Below are 17,715 nucleotides of genomic sequence, written 5' to 3' on the forward strand. Positions count from 1 at the left end.
GGTTTGCGGGACTGTAGAAAACATGGATGTTTTCTACAAGCCTCCATGGACGGATTCACGGCGTGTCCCGCAAACCCGCACCCGCCGGCCCAGCTCAGGCCATGCGATGCGCACCGGCTTTTCGCCCAAATGCATGAAGCAGCCGGGCAACAGCCCGGCTGCACAACACGGTGTCAACGACCATCAGGCCTTCGCAAACTCCGGCCGGGTCAGGTTGTCCGCATCGCCGTCGGTGCACAGCACTTCATCTTCAATGCGGATGCCACCGTAAGGCCGGAAGAAGTCCACGCGAGCCCAGTCGATGCTGTCGCCCTGGCCGCGCTGCTTCACTTCGTCCAGCAGCATGTCGATGAAGTACACGCCCGGTTCGATGGTGACCACCATGCCCGGTTCCAGGGCGCGGGTCAGGCGCAGGTACGGGTGGCCCTGCGGGCGCTCGACGCGGCCGCCGCGGTCGCTGGCAGCGAAGCCGGCCACGTCGTGGACCTGCAGCCCGATCAGGTGGCCCAGGCCGTGCGGGAAGAAGGCCGCGCTGACGCCGGTAGCCAGCGCCGCTTCCGGCGAGACCTTCAGCACGCCGAAATCCTTCAGGATGCCCATCAGCGACAGATGCGCATCGATGTGCAGCTGCTTGTAATCCGCGCCCGCGCGCACGCCGGCACCCATCGTCTGCTGGGCCGCGTCCACCGCATCGATCATCGCCTGGAACTCGTTGTGGCCCGCGGCCGCATACGTGCGCGTGATGTCGCTGGCATAGCCGTACGCGCTGGCGCCGGCGTCGATCAGGAAGCTGCGCAGCGGCTGCGGCGCGCTGCGGCCCAGGTCGGTGTAATGCAGCACCGCAGCGTGTTCGTTCAGCCCGATGATGTTGCCGTAGGGCAGTTCATTGGCATCCTGGCCGACCGCGCGGCAGTAGGCCATGTGGATCTCGAACTCGCTGGCACCGGCACGGAACGCAGCCTCCGCCGCGCGGTGGCCGCGCACGCCCAGCTGCTGGGCCTGGCGCATCAGCGCGATTTCATACGCCGTCTTGTACGCCCGGTGCCAGTCCAGGTAGTGGATGACCGGCTCGGGATTGTTCGGCGCAAACGCGCCCAGCGCGCTCTGCGGCTCGCCCAGGATCGCGCAGCGCGCCGCATCGCGCGGCAGCAGCGCCAGCGCCTCGTCCGGCGTGCGGATGATCTCGATGTCGAAATGGTCCACCCACCAACCGTTCGGCGCATCCGGCACCACGTGCCAGTAATCGAACGGCTGGTGGAAGATCACCTTCGGGCGCTGGCCCGGCGTGTACACCACCCAGCTGTTGGGCACCTTGGTCAGCGGCAGCCAGGCCTTGAAGTTCGGGCTCACCGCATACGGGTAATCGCGGTCGTCGAAGGCCTGGTAATGCAGCGTGCCGCTGGGAATCACCAGGTGGTCGAAGCCGCCGCGCGCCAGCGCCTCGTCGGCGCGTTGGCACAGCACGCGGACATGATGGGAATACAGGGCGGCGAGGTCGGGCTGGTTCATCGCGGAGGCTCACAGGGCAGTGCGGAATGCAGCCCCTGATTCTGCCGCAATCAGCCCGTGCGCGCTGTGCCGGAACCGGCACTCACACCGCCGAAGATTCCTCGGCGATCCAAGCGCGCAGCTGTTCGCGGTGCTCGCGGCTCAGGGTCAGGAAGCGGAAACCCGCCCACGACTGGCCCGGCGCGTTGCTGTGCTCGTTCCACAGCAGGTGCGCGCCCACGTCCACCTGCACCGGCTGGCCCTGGGGACCCTGGATGGCGAAGCGGAACTGATACAGCGCCTCCGGCGTCATCGGCACCGAACAGATCATCAGCATGCCGGTTTCGGACACATTGCCCAGCCGGCCGATCACCGCCTCGGCCATCATGTCGGTCACCGGCACCTGGTCGGCCACCTCGCGGCGGGGTGCACGGCGGGTGTCGTCGTTCATTGCTCGGTCTCCGCAGCGGCCGGGGTGCCGGCCAGCGAACGCAGGGTGCGCAGGGTGGCCTGCCAGGCACGATCGATCAGGCGGCTCTTGCCTTCGCTGACCAGGCGCGCCTGGCCGTGCGCCATCAGCCGGGCCAGGCTGTCCAGCGAATGCTCGGCCACCTTCTGCCCGCGCGGATTGACGAACAGCGCGTTGTCGGTGATCAGGCTGTACCAGGACAGCCGCTGGCGGCGCATGTCGCCCTGCTGGTTGGTGGTGAATTCGAACCACGTGCCGAACGGCAGGGTGCGCAGCTGGCGGTACCAGTCTTCCTCGGCCGGGCTGCGCGCCAAGGGCGCCTCGCGCCGTGCTTCGCTGCCTTCGGCCTGCTCGCCCAGCCGGGTGCGCGCACGGATGCGCGCGGTCAGTTCGGTGCGCGAGCTGCTGTCGTCTTCGCCGCCCGGGGTGGACAGCCGGCGCGCGATCGCCGCCGCTTCGTCCTGGTGGTAGCCCACCTGCAGCAGCGCCGCTTCGACCTGCTCGCCGAGCTGGGTATCACTCTCGGCGCTGCCGGGCGGCTGGCAGGTGACCTCGGCGATGCGTGCGGTTTCCTGCTCGCGCGCCTGCCATTGTTCGGAGCCTTCGCCGCTGCGCAGCAGGGTCAGGGTCAGCACGTCCGACCAGGCCTGCTTGAGCAGGGCCTGCACGAACCGGGGCGGCGCGGCCTGCGCGCACAGCTGTTCGATGCTGGCGCCGGCCTGCTGCTTGGCCGATTCCAGCCGTTCCTTGCCGCGCGCCGCTTCCACGTGGCGGCGCTCGGCCAGCTCGGCCTTGTGCGCCAGGGCGCGGAAGTGCTGCTGGATCTCGTCGTTGGCCGCTTCGAAGACCGCCGCATCGCCCTCGTAGTCGGTGACCACCTTGTCGACGGCGCGGTCCAGCTTCTGCACCAGCTGCGGGTCGACATCCTCCTCGCCCAGCCAGTTGGCGCCGGCTTCGGCCACCGCGTTGAGCAGCTCGCGGGCCGGGTGCTGGTCGCGCACGAAGAACGCCGGGTCGGACAGCGCCGCGCGCGCCACCGGCACCTGCAGGCGGGTGAGCAGGTCCACGGCGGCCGCGTCGGGGCGGACCTCACGGTGGATCTGCCCGTACAGCATGTCCAGCAGGTCGAAGGTGTCGGTGTCCTTGACCGTCAGCGCGGCCTGCGGGCCGTGGTCGGCGCGCATCTGGGCGAGCAGGGCGTTGTGCAGGTCGGCCATGGTGCGGCGCACGCCGGCCGACTGCGCCTGCAGCTTGGCCAGCGTGGCGTGCAGGTTGCCGCTGGAGATCGCGACCGGTTCCGGCCGCTCGCCTGCTCCCGCAGCCTCTGCCTGGGGCGACGCTCCGGCAGCACCCTGTCCACCATCAGCACCGGCAGCAGGAGCCGCAGCGCCAGCGCCGGCTGTGGTGCCGGGCTGGCCCGGCGCCACTGGAATGCCGTGGCCGAGGCCTGCCGGGCCCTGGGTATGGCGGGCGGCGTCCAGCAAGTGGTGCAGGGCCGACAACGCCGGAGCGTTCATGTCGACCGGGGCGGCATCGGCGGGCGCTGCAGCGGCGGCGGCCGGCTGGCCAGCGGCCGTCGCCGGCGGCGCCATCTGGCCGATCGCTTCGCTGGTCATCGCCGCCCAGCTGCCGCTGCTGGCAGAACCGCTCCAGCCGGTGAGCGGGCGCCCGGCCGCACCGCCGGGTTCGCGCGCGGGCGCCGTGCCGGTGCCGCGCTCGGGCCCGGTGACGATCCGCCGGGTGGTGGCCGAACGCGCCAGGTAGGGGGTGTAGACCAGGCCGGGCAGCACGCCCTCATGGGTCAGCAGTACGTTGGCGCGTTCCAGCAGCTCGCCCAGGCGTTCCAGCAGCTGGCGGTCGAACACGCGGAACAGCGCCAGCTGGGTTTCAAGGCCCAGCGCGAATTCCTCGCCCAGCTCACGGGTGATCCGGCACAGCACGTAGGGCCCGAACGGCAGGTCCTCGGCGTCGAACGCCGGGCCGGCGGCAAGCACGCCGAAGCGCTGCCCCAGCAGTTGCAGCGCACTGGCCGAGCGCTGCGCCTCGCGGCGGGTGATGTCGGCCAGCACGATGTCGCGGTCGATGTCGGTGTCGGTCACCAGGGTCAGCGTGGTGGCCGTCACCGGCGCGCTGGGGGCCGGTACGTGGCGCACCCGTGGTTCGCGCAGGTTGGCCAGGGCCGTGGCCAGCGCGTCCAGGAAGCGCGGCGCGAACTGCGCATTGATGTCGTGCAGGCGCCGGGCCTGGGCGTAGATGTCGGCCTGGATCTGGCTGTTGCGCGCGCGCTCGGCATCGCGGAACAGCTCGCGCTCGAGCTCCACGATGGTCAGCTTGAGCGGGGTGCTCAGGGTCTGCACGGCCAGTGCATGCAGCACCGCCAGCAGGCGGCGCACGCGCGGCGGCGCATTGACGCTGGCGAACCGGGTCAGATCGGGTGGCGATGAAGGTGCGGACGCAGACATCCGTTGTAGGTTCCGGCTCCCCTGAGAGCACAGAATCTAACGTTTTCCCGGAGTCCCCGCCAGAAGGGATCTCCCGACACCCTCAGCCCAGGAACAGCTCCACCACGTCGTTGGTGAAGCGCCGGCCCAGCTCGGTCGGCTGCACGTGGTCGCCCTGCACGGTCATCCAGCCGTTGGCGAGGGCGGTCTGCAGCGGCGCGGCGATCGTCGCCCGGTCCAGCCCGGTGCGCGACTCGAAGTCCTTGAACCGGAAGCCCTCGTGCAGGCGCAGCAGGTTGAGCATGTATTCGAAGGGCAGGCGGTCGGCGCCGATCACCTCGTCGCCGCCGATCGACGCGGCCGTGCCGGCAGTGTCCATGAACGTCTGCGGGTGCTTGTGCTTCCAGCGGCGCAGCACGTGCTGCTCGGCGCCCGAGCTGATCTTGCCGTGGGCGCCGGCACCGATGCCCAGGTAATCGCCGAAGCGCCAGTAGTTCAGGTTGTGCTGGCTCTGCCGCCCGGGCCGCGCGTAGGCGCTCACCTCGTACTGGGCATAGCCGGCCTCGGCCAGCAGGCGCTGGCAGTGTTCCTGCATGTCCCAGGCCGAATCATCGTCGGGAATGCCCTGCGGCGGCCGCGCGAAGAACACGGTGTTCGGCTCCAGGGTGAGCTGGTAGTGCGACAGGTGGGTGGGCTGCAGCGCGAACGCGCGTTCCAGGTCGTGCTCGGCCTGGGCCAGGGTCTGTTGCGGCAGCGCGTACATCAGGTCGATGTTGAAGTTGTCGTAGCCGGCATCCTGGGCCAGCTTCACCGCGTGCTCGGCTTCGCCGCTGTCGTGGATCCGGCCCAGCCGCTGCAGCGCCTCATCGTTGAAGGTCTGGATGCCGAAGCTGATCCGGTTCACCCCGGCCGCGCGGTAGCGGTCGAAGCGGCCATGCTCGGCCGTGCCCGGGTTGGTTTCCAGGGTCACTTCCAGGTTCGGGGCGAAGCGCAGCCGTGCCGAGGCTGCCTGCAGGAAGCGGTCGATCGCCTCCGGCGGGAACAGGCTCGGCGTGCCGCCACCGAAGAACACGCTGTTCACCACCCGGCCCCAGACCAGCGGCAGGTCCTGGTCGAGGTCGCGGACCAGCGCATCGATATAGACCTCGAATGGCAGCGCGCCCTTGGCCTGGTGCGAGTTGAAATCGCAGTACGGGCACTTGCGCACGCACCACGGCAGGTGCACGTAGAGCGACAGCGGCGGCGGCACCAGCGACACCGCGTGGTCGTGGTCGCAGCTTTCGCCGGGAAGGTGGTGGCAATCGTGGTCGGACATCGTGCTCATCGGTAGCGCCGGCCGTTGGCCGGCCCTCGGGAAATCATCAACAGTCGATTCAGATCAACGCCGACAGCTTCTGCTTCAACACCTGCAATGCCTTGCCGCGATGGCTCATCGCATTTTTCACGTCCGGCGCCATTTCCGCGGCGGTCTGGCCCAGCACCGTGTCCAGGAACAGCGGGTTGTAGCCGAAGCCATGGCTGCCGCGCAGTTCGTCCAGGATCTCGCCTTCCCAGCTGCCTTCGCAGATCAGCGGCTGCGGGTCGTTGGCGTGGCGCAGCAGCACGATCACCGCGTAGAAGCGCGCGGTGCGGCGCTCGGCCGGCACGTCGCGCATCTCATGGAGCAGCTTGGCGTTGTTGGCCGCATCGTCAGTCGGGCTGCCGGCGTAGCGCGCGCTGTACAGGCCGGGTGCGCCGTCCAGCGCATCCACGATCAGGCCCGAGTCGTCGGCCAGCGCCGGCAGGCCGGTGCTGGCGCAGGCATGCCGCGCCTTGATCAGTGCGTTCTCGACGAAGGTCAGGCCGGTTTCCGGCACATCGCTCACGCCCAGCGCGCCCTGCGCCACGATCTCCAGTGGCAGGCCGGCCAGCATGGCCTGCAGTTCCTTCAGCTTGCCGGCGTTGCCGCTGGCCAGTACCAGTTTCATTGCTTGGGCTCCAGCAGGTCCCACGTGTTGCCGTACAGGTCGCGGAACACCGCGACGGTCGCATAGGGCTCTTCGCGCGGGGCTTCAAGGAATTCCACGCCACGCGCGGTCATCGCGGCATGGTCGCGGTGGAAATCGTCGGTGTTGAGGAAGAAGCCGACCCGGCCACCGGTCTGGTTGCCGACCCGGCTCTGCTGCTCCTCGTTGCTGGCGCGGGCCAGCAGCAGCGCCGCGGCGCTGCCATCGGTCGGGCCGACCACCACCCAGCGCTTGCTGCCCTGGTCGATATCGTCGATCAGGTGGAAGCCGAGCTTGCCCGTGTACCAGGCGATCGCCTCGTCGTAATCGGCCACCACGAGGGTGACCAGGGCGAGGCGCCGGCTCACGGCTGCGCCAGCGCGGCCTGCTGGGCCGCGAACAGGTCGGTGATGCCCTTTTCGGCCAGGGCCAGCAGCGCGTCCAGCTCATCGCGGCGGAACGCGTGGCCTTCGGCGGTGCCCTGCAGCTCGATGAAGCCGCCGCCGTCGTTCATCACCACGTTCATGTCGGTGTCGCAGTCGCTGTCTTCGGCGTAGTCCAGGTCCAGCACCGGGGTGCCGCGGTAGATGCCGACCGACACCGCGGCAACGGCGCCGAAGATCGGGTTGCGCTTGATGTCGCCGCGCTTGATCAGGAAGTTCACCGCGTCCACCAGCGCCACATAGGCGCCGGTGATGGCGGCGGTGCGGGTGCCGCCATCGGCCTGCAGCACGTCGCAGTCCAGGGTGATGGTGCGCTCGCCCAGTGCGCCCCGATCAATGCAGGCGCGCAGGGTGCGGCCGATCAGGCGCTGGATTTCCAGGGTGCGGCCGCCCTGCTTGCCGCGCGCCGCTTCGCGGTCGTTGCGGGTGTGGGTGGAGCGCGGCAGCATGCCGTATTCGGCCGTAACCCAGCCTTCGCCCTTGCCGCGCAGGAAGCCCGGCACGCGGTTCTCCACGCTGGCGGTGCACAGCACGCGGGTTTCACCGAAGCTGACCAGCACCGAGCCTTCGGCATGGCGGGTGAAGGCGCGTTCGATGCGCACTTCGCGCAACTGGTCGGCCTGGCGGCCGCTGGGACGGGGATCGGACATGGATGGCTTCCGGTAAGACGAGGGATGCGGGACCGCGCCCGGACCGGGGACCGGCAGGCGAGGAGGCTCCAAAGGAACCGCTAGGGTACCATTTGCACTTTGAGAGCACCGGAAACCCGCATGATTCGAAGCATGACCGCCTATGCCGGCGGCGAGCGCGCCACGCCCTGGGGCACGCTGGCCTGTGAGCTGCGCTCGGTCAACCACCGGTTCCTGGAGGTGGGCGTTCGCCTGCCCGAGGAGCTGCGTGCGCTTGAACCGCAACTGCGGGAGCGTGTCGCCAACCGCTGCAGCCGCGGCAAGATCGACCTGGTCATGCGCCTGCGCGCGCCGGAGGTCACCGGGGCATTGGTGGTCAACGATGCGCTGCTGGCCCAGCTGGGCGAACTGGCCAGCCGGCTGGCGCCGGGCTTTCCCAGCCTGCAGGTGAGCTTCACCGAACTGCTGCAGGTGCCGGGCGTGATGCAGGGCGAGGCGGTCGACGCCGCCGCGCTGCAGGCCGAGGCGCTGGCCCTGCTGGACGAGAGCTTGGATGGGTTCGTTGCCGCGCGCGAGCGTGAAGGCGACAAGCTGGCCACGGCGATCCAGGAACGGGTGGATGGCGTGGAGCGCATCGCCGCCGAGGTCACCACCCTGATTCCGCTGATCCGCGATGGCCAGCGCGCCAAGCTGTCGGCCCGGCTGGCCGACCTGCCGCACCCGGTCGATCCCGGCCGTGCCGAGCAGGAGCTGGTGCTGTGGCTGCAGAAGCTGGACGTGGACGAGGAACTGGACCGCCTGCGCAGCCACATCGTGGAGATCCGCCGCGTGCTGAAGCAGCGCGAGCCGGTCGGCCGCCGCCTGGACTTCCTGCTGCAGGAGTTCAACCGCGAGGCCAACACGCTGGGCTCCAAGTCGGTGGACAGCCGCACCTCCAATGCCGCCGTCGAGCTGAAGGTGCTGATCGACCAGATCCGCGAACAGGTGCAGAACATCGAATGAGCAGCCAGCCCCTCCAGAGCCCGGAACCGGCCCGCGGCACGCTGTACATCGTGGCCGCCCCGTCCGGGGCCGGCAAAAGCAGCATCGTCAACGCCACCCTGGCGCGCGACCCGCAGATTGCCCTGTCGATCTCGTTCACCTCCCGCGCCATGCGCCCGGGCGAGGTGAACGGCGAGCACTACCACTTCGTCAGCGCCGCCGAGTTCGAGCGGATGATCGCCGCCGGCGACTTCTTCGAACATGCCTGGGTGCACGGCGACTGGAAGGGCACCGCCCGCCAGTCGGTCGAGCCGCAGCTGTCGGCCGGCCAGGACGTGCTGCTGGAGATCGACTGGCAGGGCGCCCAGCAGGTGCGCCAGCTGGTCCCCGGCACGGTCACGGTGTTCATCCTGCCGCCGTCGAAGCAGGCCCTGCAGGACCGCATGCGCAAGCGCGGGCAGGACAGCGAGGCGGTGATTGCCCAGCGCCTGGCCGCCGCCCGCGAGGAAATGCTGCACTTCAACGACTTCGACTACGTCATCGTCAACGAGGTGTTCGAGACCGCCGTGGACGAGCTGTGCGCCATCTTCACGGCCAGCCGCCTGCGCCGGGAGTCCCAGAAGGTCCGCCACGCGGGCCTGATCCAGGCCCTGCTGACCCAGGACGCAACGGCAACTGACTGATTCACAAGGGGCGGGTAGCCGGTCGGCTTGATTTTGTCCAGCCCTGGCCGGTACAATCCGTCCCCTTTCCCTCATTCGATGAGCAGCCCTTGCCGGCTGCCGGGAGCCCGCATGGCCCGCATCACCGTAGAAGATTGCCTGGAAGTCGTCGATAACCGTTTCGAGCTGGTCATGATGGCGTCCAAGCGCGCCCGTCAGCTGGCCAATGGCGTCCAGGCCACCCTGGACAACAGCGAAACCGAAGACAAGCCGACCGTGCTGGCGCTGCGCGAAATTGCCGCCCGCAAGATCGACAACGCCCTGATCGACGAAGTCGAGAAGGCCGAACGCGAGCGTGCCGAACGTGAAGCACTGGAATGGGCCGCTGCCGAAGTCGTCGCCGACGAAGACATGTCCAAGAACGACGACTGATCGCACCCGATCATTCGTTGTTGCCACAGACAGCCCGCCAAGTGCGGGCTGTCTGCTTTTGAGCGGTAGGGGCACCACCGTTGGTGGTGACGCATTTGACGATTGCCCGTACGCAATAGTTTGCCGTTATCCCGTCGCTGGAATAGTCTTCCAGCCATGAACCCAGGCCCCTCTGCCAAGGTCGCCACGTCTCCCGGCGCGGCCGTACCCGACTATGTCCTCCAGCTTGAACGCGCAGCCCATTACCTGCCGCCCGAGCAGTTGCCGCTGCTGCGCCGTGCCTGGGAGGTAGGGGCCTCCGCGCATGCCGGGCAGACCCGCAAGTCGGGCGAGCCGTACATCACCCATCCGGTGGCGGTGGCGCAGGTGCTGGCCGAGCTGGGCCTGGACGTGGAGGCGCTGATCGCGGCGATCCTGCATGACACCATCGAAGACACCCCGCTGACCCGCGAAGAGCTGGCCGCCGAGTTCGGCGAAGCCGTAGCCGAGCTGGTCGACGGGGTCACCAAGCTGGACAAGCTGAAGTTCCGCGACCGCCAGGAAGCGGCCGCCGAGAGCTTCCGCAAGATGCTGCTGGCGATGTCGCGCGACCTGCGCGTGATCATGATCAAACTGGCCGACCGCCTGCACAACATGCGCACGCTCGGCGCGCAGAGCACCGAGGCGCGCGGCCGCATCGCCCGCGAAACCCTGGAGATCTACGCCCCGATCGCGCAGCGGCTGGGCATGAGCCTGGTCAAGAGCGAGCTGCAGAACCTCGGCTTCAAGGCGCTGTACCCGTGGCGCCACGCGATCCTGGAAAAGCACATCCGCAGCCAGCCGGTGGTACGCCGCGAGGCGATGGCACAGGTGGAAGTGCAGCTGTCGCAGCGGCTGGCCAAGGAAGGGCTGGAACACCGCCTGGTCAGCCGGATCAAGACCCCGTGGAGCATCTACAACAAGATGCGCGACGAGAACAAATCCTTCGACCAGGTCATGGATGTGTTCGGGTTCCGCCTGGTCGTGCGCAGCGTGCCCAACTGTTACCACGCGCTGGGCTCGGTGCATGCCACCTTCAAGCCGCTGGATGGCCGCTTCCGCGATTTCATCGCCATTCCCAAGGCCAACGGCTACCAGTCGCTGCACACGGTGTTGTTCGGCCCGTATGGCTCTCCGATCGAAGTGCAGATCCGCACCGAGGAAATGGACCTGATCGCCGAGCGCGGCGTGGCCGCGCACTGGACCTACAAGTTCGGTGGCGACACCCCCAACAGCGCGCAGAGCCGTGCGCACGCGTGGATCGTGGAGCTGATCGATTCGCAGCGCGCCGCCGGTTCGTCGCTGGAATTCCTCGACAACGTCAAGGTCGACCTGTTCCCGGACGAGGTCTACCTGTTCACCCCCAAGGGCAAGATCCTGGCCCTGCCGCGCAACTCCACCGCGCTCGACTTCGCCTATGCGGTGCACACCGACGTGGGCAACATGGCCGTGGCCTCGCGCGTGGACAAGAAGCTGGTGCCGCTGCGCACCAAGCTGGTCAGCGGGCAGACCGTGGAAGTGATCACCGCGCGCTCGGCCACGCCCAAGCCGCAGTGGCTGGAATTCGTGGTCAGTTCCAAGGCGCGCACCGCGATCCGCCACCAGCTCAAGCAGCTCGAACACGAAGACGCCGTGCAGCTGGGCCACCGCATGCTCGACCGCGCGCTGGAAGCGATGGACAGCTCGCTGGAACGGCTGCCCAAGGGCCGCCTGGACGCCTTCCTGGCCGAACACCGCTACCCGCGCCTGGAGGCCCTGCTGGCCGAAGTGGCCCTGGGCAACTGGATGCCGAACCAGGCCGCGCAGGCGCTGATGGCCTATGCCGAACTGCGCGGCGGCGCGCATTCCAAGCACTCGCAGGAAAAGATCCTGATCAACGGCAGCGAACGCGGCGTGGTCAGCTTCGCCAACTGCTGCCAGCCGATCCCCGGCGACGAGATCATGGGCTATCACACGGCCGGCAAGGGCATCGTGGTGCACCGCCTGGACTGTCCGAACCTGGCCGAGCTGCGCAAGTCGCCCGAGCGCTGGGTGCCGATCGGCTGGGACACCACCGTTTCCGGTGATTACGACACCGCGCTGGTGGTGGAAGTGGAGAACGGCACCGGCGTGCTGGCCCAGCTGGCCGCGGCGATCGCGCAGAGCCATTCCAACATCGAACGGGTCGACTACCTGGACCGCGACTTCAACGCCGCCGTGCTGGCGTTCAACATCCAGGTCCGCGACCGCAACCACCTGGCCGAAGTCATGCGCCGGCTGCGCCGTTTGTCGGTCGTCCAGTCGGTACGCCGCCAATAACGTTGCGTAGGGACACGCCATGCGTGTCCACGCGGTCCATCACCATTCGACGCGCCCCAACAACCGGAACCGATACAATAGGGGCTCTCTCGTTTACCAGGACGCCCCATGTCCCGCCAGATCATCAACACCGACAACGCACCGGCCGCGATCGGTCCGTATTCGCAGGCCGTGCGTGCCGGCAACACCGTGTACTTCTCCGGCCAGATTCCGCTGGACCCGGCCACCGGCGACATCGTCGGCGCCGGTGATGTCGAAGCGCAGGCCCGCCGCGCGTTCGACAACCTCAAGGCCGTGGCCGAAGCCGCCGGCGGCTCGCTGGACAAGGTGGTCCGCCTGGGCCTGTACCTGACCGACCTGGCCGAATTCGCCAAGGTCAACGCGGTCATGCAGGACTACTTCCAGGCGCCGTTCCCGGCCCGCTCCACCATCGAAGTGTCCGGTCTGCCCAAGGGCGCCAACTTCGAGGTTGATGCGGTGATGGTCATCGACTGACCGCCACGTGGCACGCAGACCGGCGGTCACCCCGGCGCTGGCGCCGTCCGGCGAAGCTTCGCTGGCGGTGCTCACCGGCGTGGGTCCGGCCGTGGCCGCCAAACTGGCGGCCCGCGGCCTGGCCTCGCTGCAGGACCTGTGGCTGCACCTGCCACTGCGTTATGAAGACCGTACCGCGCTGACCCGCATCCAGGACCTGCGCAACGGCGTGCCGGCGCAGGTGGAAGTCCGCGTGGTCGCGGTGGACCGCGGCATGCGGTTCCGCCCGACCCTGAAAGTAGCGGTGGAAGACGAAGGGCAGGGCACGCTGGTGCTGCGCTTCTTCCACTTCCGCCAGCAGCAGGTGGCCCAGTTCGCGGTGGGCACCCGCCTGCGCTGCTTCGGCACGCCCAAGCCGGGCCAGCTCGGGCTGGAAATCGTCCACCCCAGTTACCAGGTGCTCGGCCGTACCGATGACCCGGCGCTGGGCGACAGCCTGGACCCGGTGTATCCCACCGTGGAAGGCATCGGCCCGGCCACGCTGCGCCGCCTGATCGGCCAGGCGCTGGACCGCCTGCCTGAAGAATCCACGCTGGAGCTGTTGCCGCCCGGCTGGCTCGATGGCCTGGCACTGCCCTCGCTGCGCAGCGCGCTGCTGACCGTGCACCGCCCGCCACCGGACGCCAACCTGGCCGCACTTGCCGCAGGAACCCATCCTGCGCAGCGCCGTCTGGCGCTGGAAGAACTGCTGGCCCATCACCTGAGCCTGCGCCGCCAGCGCATTGCACTGCAGGCGCACCACGCCCCGCCGCTGGCCGGCCCTGGAAAACTCGCCAAGGCCCTGCTCAAGCAGCTGCCGTTCGCCCTCACCGGCGCGCAGAAACGGGTGTTCACCCAGATCCGCGAGGACCTGGCCCAGCCGCGCCCGATGCTGCGGCTGGTGCAGGGCGATGTCGGCTCGGGCAAGACCGTGGTGGCCGCGCTGGCCGCCATGCTGGCGGTGGAGCAGGGCAAGCAGGTCGCGCTGGCCGCGCCGACCGAGCTGCTGGCCGAACAGCACCTCACCAACCTGCGCGGCTGGCTCGAACCGCTGGGCGTGCAGGTGGCCTGGTTGGCCGGCAAGGTCACCGGCAAGGCGCGCGCGAAGGTGCTCGAACAGGTCGCCAACGGGCAGGCGCAGGTGGTGGTGGGCACCCACGCCCTGATGCAGGAGGCGGTGGTGTTCCATGACCTGGCACTGGCCATCGTCGACGAGCAGCACCGCTTCGGCGTGCACCAGCGGCTTGCCCTGCGCGACAAGGGGCCGGGCGGGCGCAGCGTGCCGCACCAGCTGGTGATGACCGCCACGCCGATTCCACGCACGCTGGCGATGTCCGAATACGCCGACCTGGACGTGTCGGCGATCGACGAACTGCCGCCCGGGCGCACCCCGGTGCAGACCGTGGCATTGAACAATGATCGCCGCCCCGAACTGATCGAACGCATTGCCCTGGCCTGCCGCGAAGGCCGCCAGGTGTACTGGGTGTGCACCCTGATCGAAGAGAACGACGAGCTGGATGCCACCCCGGCGCAGGCCACCTACGAATCGCTGCAGGCGTTGCTGCCGGGCGTGCGGGTAGGGCTGGTGCATGGCCGGCTGAAGGCCAGCGAGAAGCTGGCCACCATGGTCGCGTTCAAGGCCGGGCAGATCGACCTGCTGGTGGCCACCACCGTGATCGAAGTCGGCGTGGACGTGCCCAATGCTTCGTTGATGGTGATCGAGAACGCCGAACGCCTCGGCCTGGCCCAGCTGCACCAGCTGCGCGGCCGGGTCGGGCGCGGTTCGGCCGTGTCGCGCTGCGTGCTGCTCTACCAGGCGCGGCTGTCGGCGATGGCGCGCGAACGCCTGGAAACCATGCGGCAGACCAACGATGGCTTCGTCATCGCCGAAAAGGACCTGGAACTGCGCGGTCCCGGCGAACTGCTGGGGACCCGCCAGACCGGCCTGGCCGGCTTCCGCATGGCCGACCTGGCCCGCGACGCGGACCTGCTGCCGGGCGTGCATGCACTGGCCGAGCGTCTGCTGGCCGAGGCGCCAGTGGTGGCGGACCGCGTCGTCGAGCGGTGGATCGGATCGGCCGTGCGGTACGCCGGCGCGTAACGACCAACGGTCGTTACCTACCCGTTGCCCTCGTTGGTAGGTCACGACCGTTGGTCGTGACCGCATCGGCACCGGCCTTGTATTTGTAACCTCCGGGTGAGACATTCCGTTGCCGCTAGATAAAGACGGCACGCATGACCAAGAAGATTCCGCTGTTGATCGACACCGATCCGGGTGTCGATGACGCCCTGGCCCTGTTGATGGCCTTTGCCGACGAACGCCACGACGTGGTCGGCCTCACCATTGCCGCCGGCAATGTCGGCCTGGACCACACGGTCCGCAATGCGCTGAAATTGTGTGAAGTGGCCGGGCGTGAAGACGTGCCGGTGTTCGCCGGTACCGCCGATCCGCTGCTGCACCCCTCGGTCGATGCCGCGCACGTGCACGGCGCCGATGGCTTCGGCGACGTCAACCTGCCGGCCGCCAAGCGCCAGGCCGAAGCCGAACACGCCGCGCTGGCCATCCTGCGCCTGTCCCATGAGTACGCCGGCGAGCTGTTCCTGGTCGCCCTCGGCCCGCTGACCAACCTGGCCCTGGCGCTCAAGCTCGACCCGACCCTGCCGCAGCGCGTGAAGCGCTTCCTGGTCATGGGCGGGGCGGTGACCTGCCACGGCAACATCACCCCGGCGGCCGAGTTCAACATCGCCTTCGATCCGGAAGCGGCGCACGTGGTGTTCACCGGCTTCCCGCACATCGAAGTGGCCGACTGGGAAGCCACCGTTGCCCATGGCCTGCTGCACAAGGATGTCGAGCAGTGGCTGGCCTTCGACAGCGACAAGGCGCGCTTCTATGAGCTGATCTCGCGCCAGACCCGCCTGTGGTCCGAAGACAGCCGGGGCGAGCGCTGGTTCGCCGCCGACGCCCTGGCCATGGCCTGGGCGCTGCAGCCGGAAGGCGCGCTGCGGGTCGAATCGCGCCCGCTGAACATCGAACTGGCCGGGACCCACAGCCGGGGTGCTACCATTGTTGACTGGAACCGCCAGACGGGGCAGCCGGACAACACCCAGCTGCTGATGGCCTACGACCAGGGGCGCTTTGAAGCCCAGGTCCGGGCAGCCCTTGGGGTCCGGTAAGGCCGCCACGGCGGGCCTGTTCATGTAGCGGTGGTCCCGGCTTGCCCTCGCAGGGCGCCGGGACTATAATGCCGCGCTTACGTTTTTCATATTCTCTACGGTGTGTCCATGAAGGCCGATATCCATCCGAACTACCGTGACGTCGTGTTTCAGGACGTTACCTCCGATTTCAAGATCCTGACCCGTTCCACCATGGCGACGAAAGAAACCGTGAAGTGGGAAGACGGCAACGAGTACCCGCTCGTCAAGATCGAAATCTCCTCTGCTTCGCACCCGTTCTACACGGGCAAGCACAAGGTGATCGACACCAGCGGCCGTATCGACAAGTTCCAGAAGCGTTTCGGCAAGCCGGCTGCGGCTGCTGCTGCCGAATAAGCGGTCGACACTGCTGCATGAAAACAACGGTCGCCCAGGCGGCCGTTGTTTTTTTTTGCCCGCGTCGAACCCTGCTGGTGGATGAACGGCGGTTCATAAATTGTGCCTGCCGGGCAGAACGCAGTGTCCATATCAGCCCGGTCGGAGCACCGCCAGGCTTGTGCTGACAGGGCAGGGCGGCCCTTCGTCTACGACTTCCGTCCTAGGGCGTGGCAAATGTTGCTGTGCGATAATGACGTGATCCACAGCACAGGTTGTGGACTTCTTTCACGTGCCCGCCCCACGCGCTTGGGTGGGCGCCTTCCCCTGAGGAGCGCACACAGTGTCCGATCTTGATCAGGTCACGCTCAACGCCGGCGACAAGTCGGTTGTTCTGCCTGTCATCAAACCCACGCTCGGCAACGATTGTGTCGATATTTCGAAGCTGACCAAGGAAACCGGTCTCTTCACCTACGACTCCGGCTTCACCGCCACCGCCAGCTGCAAGTCCGCCATCACCTATATCGACGGTGACAAGGGCGTGCTGCTGTATCGCGGCTACCCCATCGAGCAGCTGTCGGAAAAGTCCAGCTACGTCGAAGTGGCTTACCTGCTGATCAACGGCGAGCGTCCGAGCGCCGAGCAGCTGAAGGCCTTCACCGATGAGCTGGCTGCCGAAGCCAACGTCGATGCCTCGATCAATGCCCTGATCGCCAGCTTCGACAAGGATGCCCACCCGATGGCCATCCTGGCCGCTGCCATCGCGCAGCTGTCGGCGAAGTACCACGCGTCGCTGGACCTGTCCGACGCCGAACAGCGTCGCCAGTCGGCCGTGCGCCTGATCGCCAAGGTCCCGACCCTGTCGGCGCTGATCTACCGCCACGGCAAGGGCCTGCCGGCCAACAAGCCGGATACCTCGCTGGATTACGTCAGCCGCTTCCTGAAGCAGACCTTCGAGTCGGCTGATGGCCAGTACGAGCTGAACCCGGACGTGGTCAAGGCGCTCGACCTGCTCTTCATCCTGCATGCCGACCACGAGCAGAACGCCTCCACCTCGACGGTGCGCCTGGTCGGTTCGACCGGTGCCAACCCGTACGCGTCGGTCGCCGCTGGCGTCACCGCGCTGTGGGGTCCGGCCCACGGCGGTGCCAACGAAGCCGTGCTGAAGATGCTGGAAGAAATCGGTTCGGCCGACAACGTCGAATCGGCCGTGCTCAAGGCCAAGGACAAGACCTCGGGCTTCCGCCTGATGGGCTTCGGCCACCGCGTGTACAAGAACTTCGACCCGCGCGCGAAGGTCATCGGCGAGATGACCGGCAAGGTGCTCAAGCAGCTGGGCGTGCAGGATCCGCTGCTGGACGTGGCCGTGAAGCTGGAACAGGCCGCGCTGCAGGACGACTACTTCGTTGCCCGCAAGCTGTACCCGAACGTCGATTTCTACAGCGGCATCATCTACAAGGCGCTGCAGATCCCGACTGAAATGTTCACCGTCATGTTCGCCCTGGGCCGCACCTCCGGCTGGGTCGCGCACTGGCTCGAACAGCAGGTCGACCCGGAAATGAAGATCGGCCGCCCGCGCCAGGTCTACACCGGCCACGACGTGCGTGACTACCAGGGCTGATCAGCGCCCGTAGTGCATGAAAAGACGCCTCCGCAAGGGGGCGTTTTTTTTTGGCTCAACAGCGTTCAAGCAAGAGCCTTCAAGCAACAGCCGTCGTGTGCAGGATGCTGCGCGCAGGGCCGGCGGTGGTGGGGGTACGGGGGGCGCCGTGAATCCATCCCTGGAGGCTCTTGCGAAACATCCATGTTTCGCAAAGCCCCCGTACCC

16 protein-coding genes are annotated in these 17,715 nt (G+C 67.9%); 9 read left to right on the top strand and 7 right to left on the bottom strand.

The window, feature by feature from the left end; translation table 11 throughout:
* Positions 1-183 precede the first annotated feature (183 nt).
* The 7 genes from pepQ to rph form a co-directional block, all read right to left on the bottom strand.
* Positions 184-1,509 carry a Xaa-Pro dipeptidase gene (pepQ, locus tag QMX79_RS15120; RefSeq protein WP_282247460.1) on the bottom strand — a complete coding sequence of 442 codons (1,326 nt, stop codon included), beginning with the start codon at positions 1,507-1,509 and terminating at the stop codon, positions 184-186.
* 82 nt (positions 1,510-1,591) lie between these two features.
* On the bottom strand, positions 1,592-1,939 hold the full coding sequence (locus QMX79_RS15125) for a PilZ domain-containing protein (RefSeq protein WP_282247461.1): 348 nt from the start codon (positions 1,937-1,939) through the stop codon (positions 1,592-1,594).
* Positions 1,936-4,419, bottom strand: a complete 2,484-nt coding sequence (locus QMX79_RS15130; RefSeq protein WP_282247462.1) for a DUF1631 domain-containing protein — start codon at positions 4,417-4,419, stop codon at positions 1,936-1,938. Before QMX79_RS15130 ends, QMX79_RS15125 begins: the two co-directional genes overlap by 4 nt.
* A gap of 82 nt (positions 4,420-4,501) precedes the next feature.
* On the bottom strand, positions 4,502-5,713 hold the full coding sequence (gene hemW, locus QMX79_RS15135) for a radical SAM family heme chaperone HemW (RefSeq protein ID WP_282247471.1): 1,212 nt from the start codon (positions 5,711-5,713) through the stop codon (positions 4,502-4,504).
* Positions 5,714-5,771: 58 nt separating this feature from the next.
* A complete protein-coding gene (gene rdgB, locus QMX79_RS15140; protein WP_282247463.1) occupies positions 5,772-6,365 on the bottom strand; it encodes an RdgB/HAM1 family non-canonical purine NTP pyrophosphatase in 594 nt (197 codons plus the stop codon).
* Complete coding sequence (locus QMX79_RS15145) at positions 6,362-6,751, bottom strand: VOC family protein (protein WP_282247464.1); 390 nt, start codon at positions 6,749-6,751, stop codon at positions 6,362-6,364. Before QMX79_RS15145 ends, rdgB begins: the two co-directional genes overlap by 4 nt.
* Positions 6,748-7,476: a ribonuclease PH gene (rph, locus tag QMX79_RS15150; protein ID WP_282247465.1), complete on the bottom strand. Its 729-nt coding sequence runs from the start codon at positions 7,474-7,476 to the stop codon at positions 6,748-6,750. Before rph ends, QMX79_RS15145 begins: the two co-directional genes overlap by 4 nt.
* Before the next feature lie 120 nt (positions 7,477-7,596).
* Here rph and QMX79_RS15155 point away from each other — a divergent pair, with 120 nt between their 5' ends.
* From QMX79_RS15155 to QMX79_RS15195, 9 genes are all read left to right on the top strand, one after another.
* Positions 7,597-8,457 carry a YicC/YloC family endoribonuclease gene (locus QMX79_RS15155; protein ID WP_184127156.1) on the top strand — a complete coding sequence of 287 codons (861 nt, stop codon included), beginning with the start codon at positions 7,597-7,599 and terminating at the stop codon, positions 8,455-8,457.
* On the top strand, positions 8,454-9,119 hold the full coding sequence (gene gmk, locus QMX79_RS15160) for a guanylate kinase (RefSeq protein WP_282247466.1): 666 nt from the start codon (positions 8,454-8,456) through the stop codon (positions 9,117-9,119). Before QMX79_RS15155 ends, gmk begins: the two co-directional genes overlap by 4 nt.
* Before the next feature lie 111 nt (positions 9,120-9,230).
* Positions 9,231-9,530 carry a DNA-directed RNA polymerase subunit omega gene (gene rpoZ, locus QMX79_RS15165; RefSeq protein WP_068853884.1) on the top strand — a complete coding sequence of 100 codons (300 nt, stop codon included), beginning with the start codon at positions 9,231-9,233 and terminating at the stop codon, positions 9,528-9,530.
* A 156-nt stretch (positions 9,531-9,686) separates the two neighbouring features.
* Positions 9,687-11,846, top strand: coding sequence for a bifunctional (p)ppGpp synthetase/guanosine-3',5'-bis(diphosphate) 3'-pyrophosphohydrolase (locus QMX79_RS15170; protein WP_068853883.1), 2,160 nt, complete (start codon positions 9,687-9,689; stop codon positions 11,844-11,846).
* 108 nt (positions 11,847-11,954) lie between these two features.
* A complete protein-coding gene (locus QMX79_RS15175) occupies positions 11,955-12,341 on the top strand; it encodes a RidA family protein (protein WP_282247467.1) in 387 nt (128 codons plus the stop codon).
* Positions 12,342-12,348: 7 nt separating this feature from the next.
* Positions 12,349-14,460 carry an ATP-dependent DNA helicase RecG gene (recG, locus tag QMX79_RS15180; protein WP_282247468.1) on the top strand — a complete coding sequence of 704 codons (2,112 nt, stop codon included), beginning with the start codon at positions 12,349-12,351 and terminating at the stop codon, positions 14,458-14,460.
* A 134-nt stretch (positions 14,461-14,594) separates the two neighbouring features.
* Positions 14,595-15,533, top strand: coding sequence for a nucleoside hydrolase (locus tag QMX79_RS15185; RefSeq protein WP_282247469.1), 939 nt, complete (start codon positions 14,595-14,597; stop codon positions 15,531-15,533).
* A 108-nt stretch (positions 15,534-15,641) separates the two neighbouring features.
* Positions 15,642-15,908, top strand: a complete 267-nt coding sequence (locus QMX79_RS15190; RefSeq protein ID WP_193069377.1) for a type B 50S ribosomal protein L31 — start codon at positions 15,642-15,644, stop codon at positions 15,906-15,908.
* A 322-nt stretch (positions 15,909-16,230) separates the two neighbouring features.
* Positions 16,231-17,508 carry a citrate synthase gene (locus QMX79_RS15195; protein ID WP_282247470.1) on the top strand — a complete coding sequence of 426 codons (1,278 nt, stop codon included), beginning with the start codon at positions 16,231-16,233 and terminating at the stop codon, positions 17,506-17,508.
* The last annotated feature ends 207 nt before the right edge of the window (positions 17,509-17,715 follow it).

The organism is Stenotrophomonas sp. PS02300 (assembly GCF_029959395.1).
Lineage (GTDB): Bacteria > Pseudomonadota > Gammaproteobacteria > Xanthomonadales > Xanthomonadaceae > Stenotrophomonas > Stenotrophomonas maltophilia_AD.

What these genes read in the sequence shown, in the direction of transcription:
- QMX79_RS15185 (WP_282247469.1), top strand. Translation starts at nt 14,595, where the DNA reads ATGACCAAGAAGATTCCGCTGTTGATCGACACCGATCCGGGTGTCGAT.
- QMX79_RS15130 (WP_282247462.1), bottom strand. Translation starts at nt 4,419, where the DNA reads ATGTCTGCGTCCGCACCTTCATCGCCACCCGATCTGACCCGGTTCGCC.
- QMX79_RS15155 (WP_184127156.1), top strand. Translation starts at nt 7,597, where the DNA reads ATGATTCGAAGCATGACCGCCTATGCCGGCGGCGAGCGCGCCACGCCC.
- rdgB (WP_282247463.1), bottom strand. Translation starts at nt 6,365, where the DNA reads ATGAAACTGGTACTGGCCAGCGGCAACGCCGGCAAGCTGAAGGAACTG.
- gmk (WP_282247466.1), top strand. Translation starts at nt 8,454, where the DNA reads ATGAGCAGCCAGCCCCTCCAGAGCCCGGAACCGGCCCGCGGCACGCTG.
- QMX79_RS15175 (WP_282247467.1), top strand. Translation starts at nt 11,955, where the DNA reads ATGTCCCGCCAGATCATCAACACCGACAACGCACCGGCCGCGATCGGT.
- QMX79_RS15190 (WP_193069377.1), top strand. Translation starts at nt 15,642, where the DNA reads ATGAAGGCCGATATCCATCCGAACTACCGTGACGTCGTGTTTCAGGAC.
- QMX79_RS15170 (WP_068853883.1), top strand. Translation starts at nt 9,687, where the DNA reads ATGAACCCAGGCCCCTCTGCCAAGGTCGCCACGTCTCCCGGCGCGGCC.
- pepQ (WP_282247460.1), bottom strand. Translation starts at nt 1,509, where the DNA reads ATGAACCAGCCCGACCTCGCCGCCCTGTATTCCCATCATGTCCGCGTG.
- hemW (WP_282247471.1), bottom strand. Translation starts at nt 5,713, where the DNA reads ATGTCCGACCACGATTGCCACCACCTTCCCGGCGAAAGCTGCGACCAC.
- rph (WP_282247465.1), bottom strand. Translation starts at nt 7,476, where the DNA reads ATGTCCGATCCCCGTCCCAGCGGCCGCCAGGCCGACCAGTTGCGCGAA.
- QMX79_RS15125 (WP_282247461.1), bottom strand. Translation starts at nt 1,939, where the DNA reads ATGAACGACGACACCCGCCGTGCACCCCGCCGCGAGGTGGCCGACCAG.
- rpoZ (WP_068853884.1), top strand. Translation starts at nt 9,231, where the DNA reads ATGGCCCGCATCACCGTAGAAGATTGCCTGGAAGTCGTCGATAACCGT.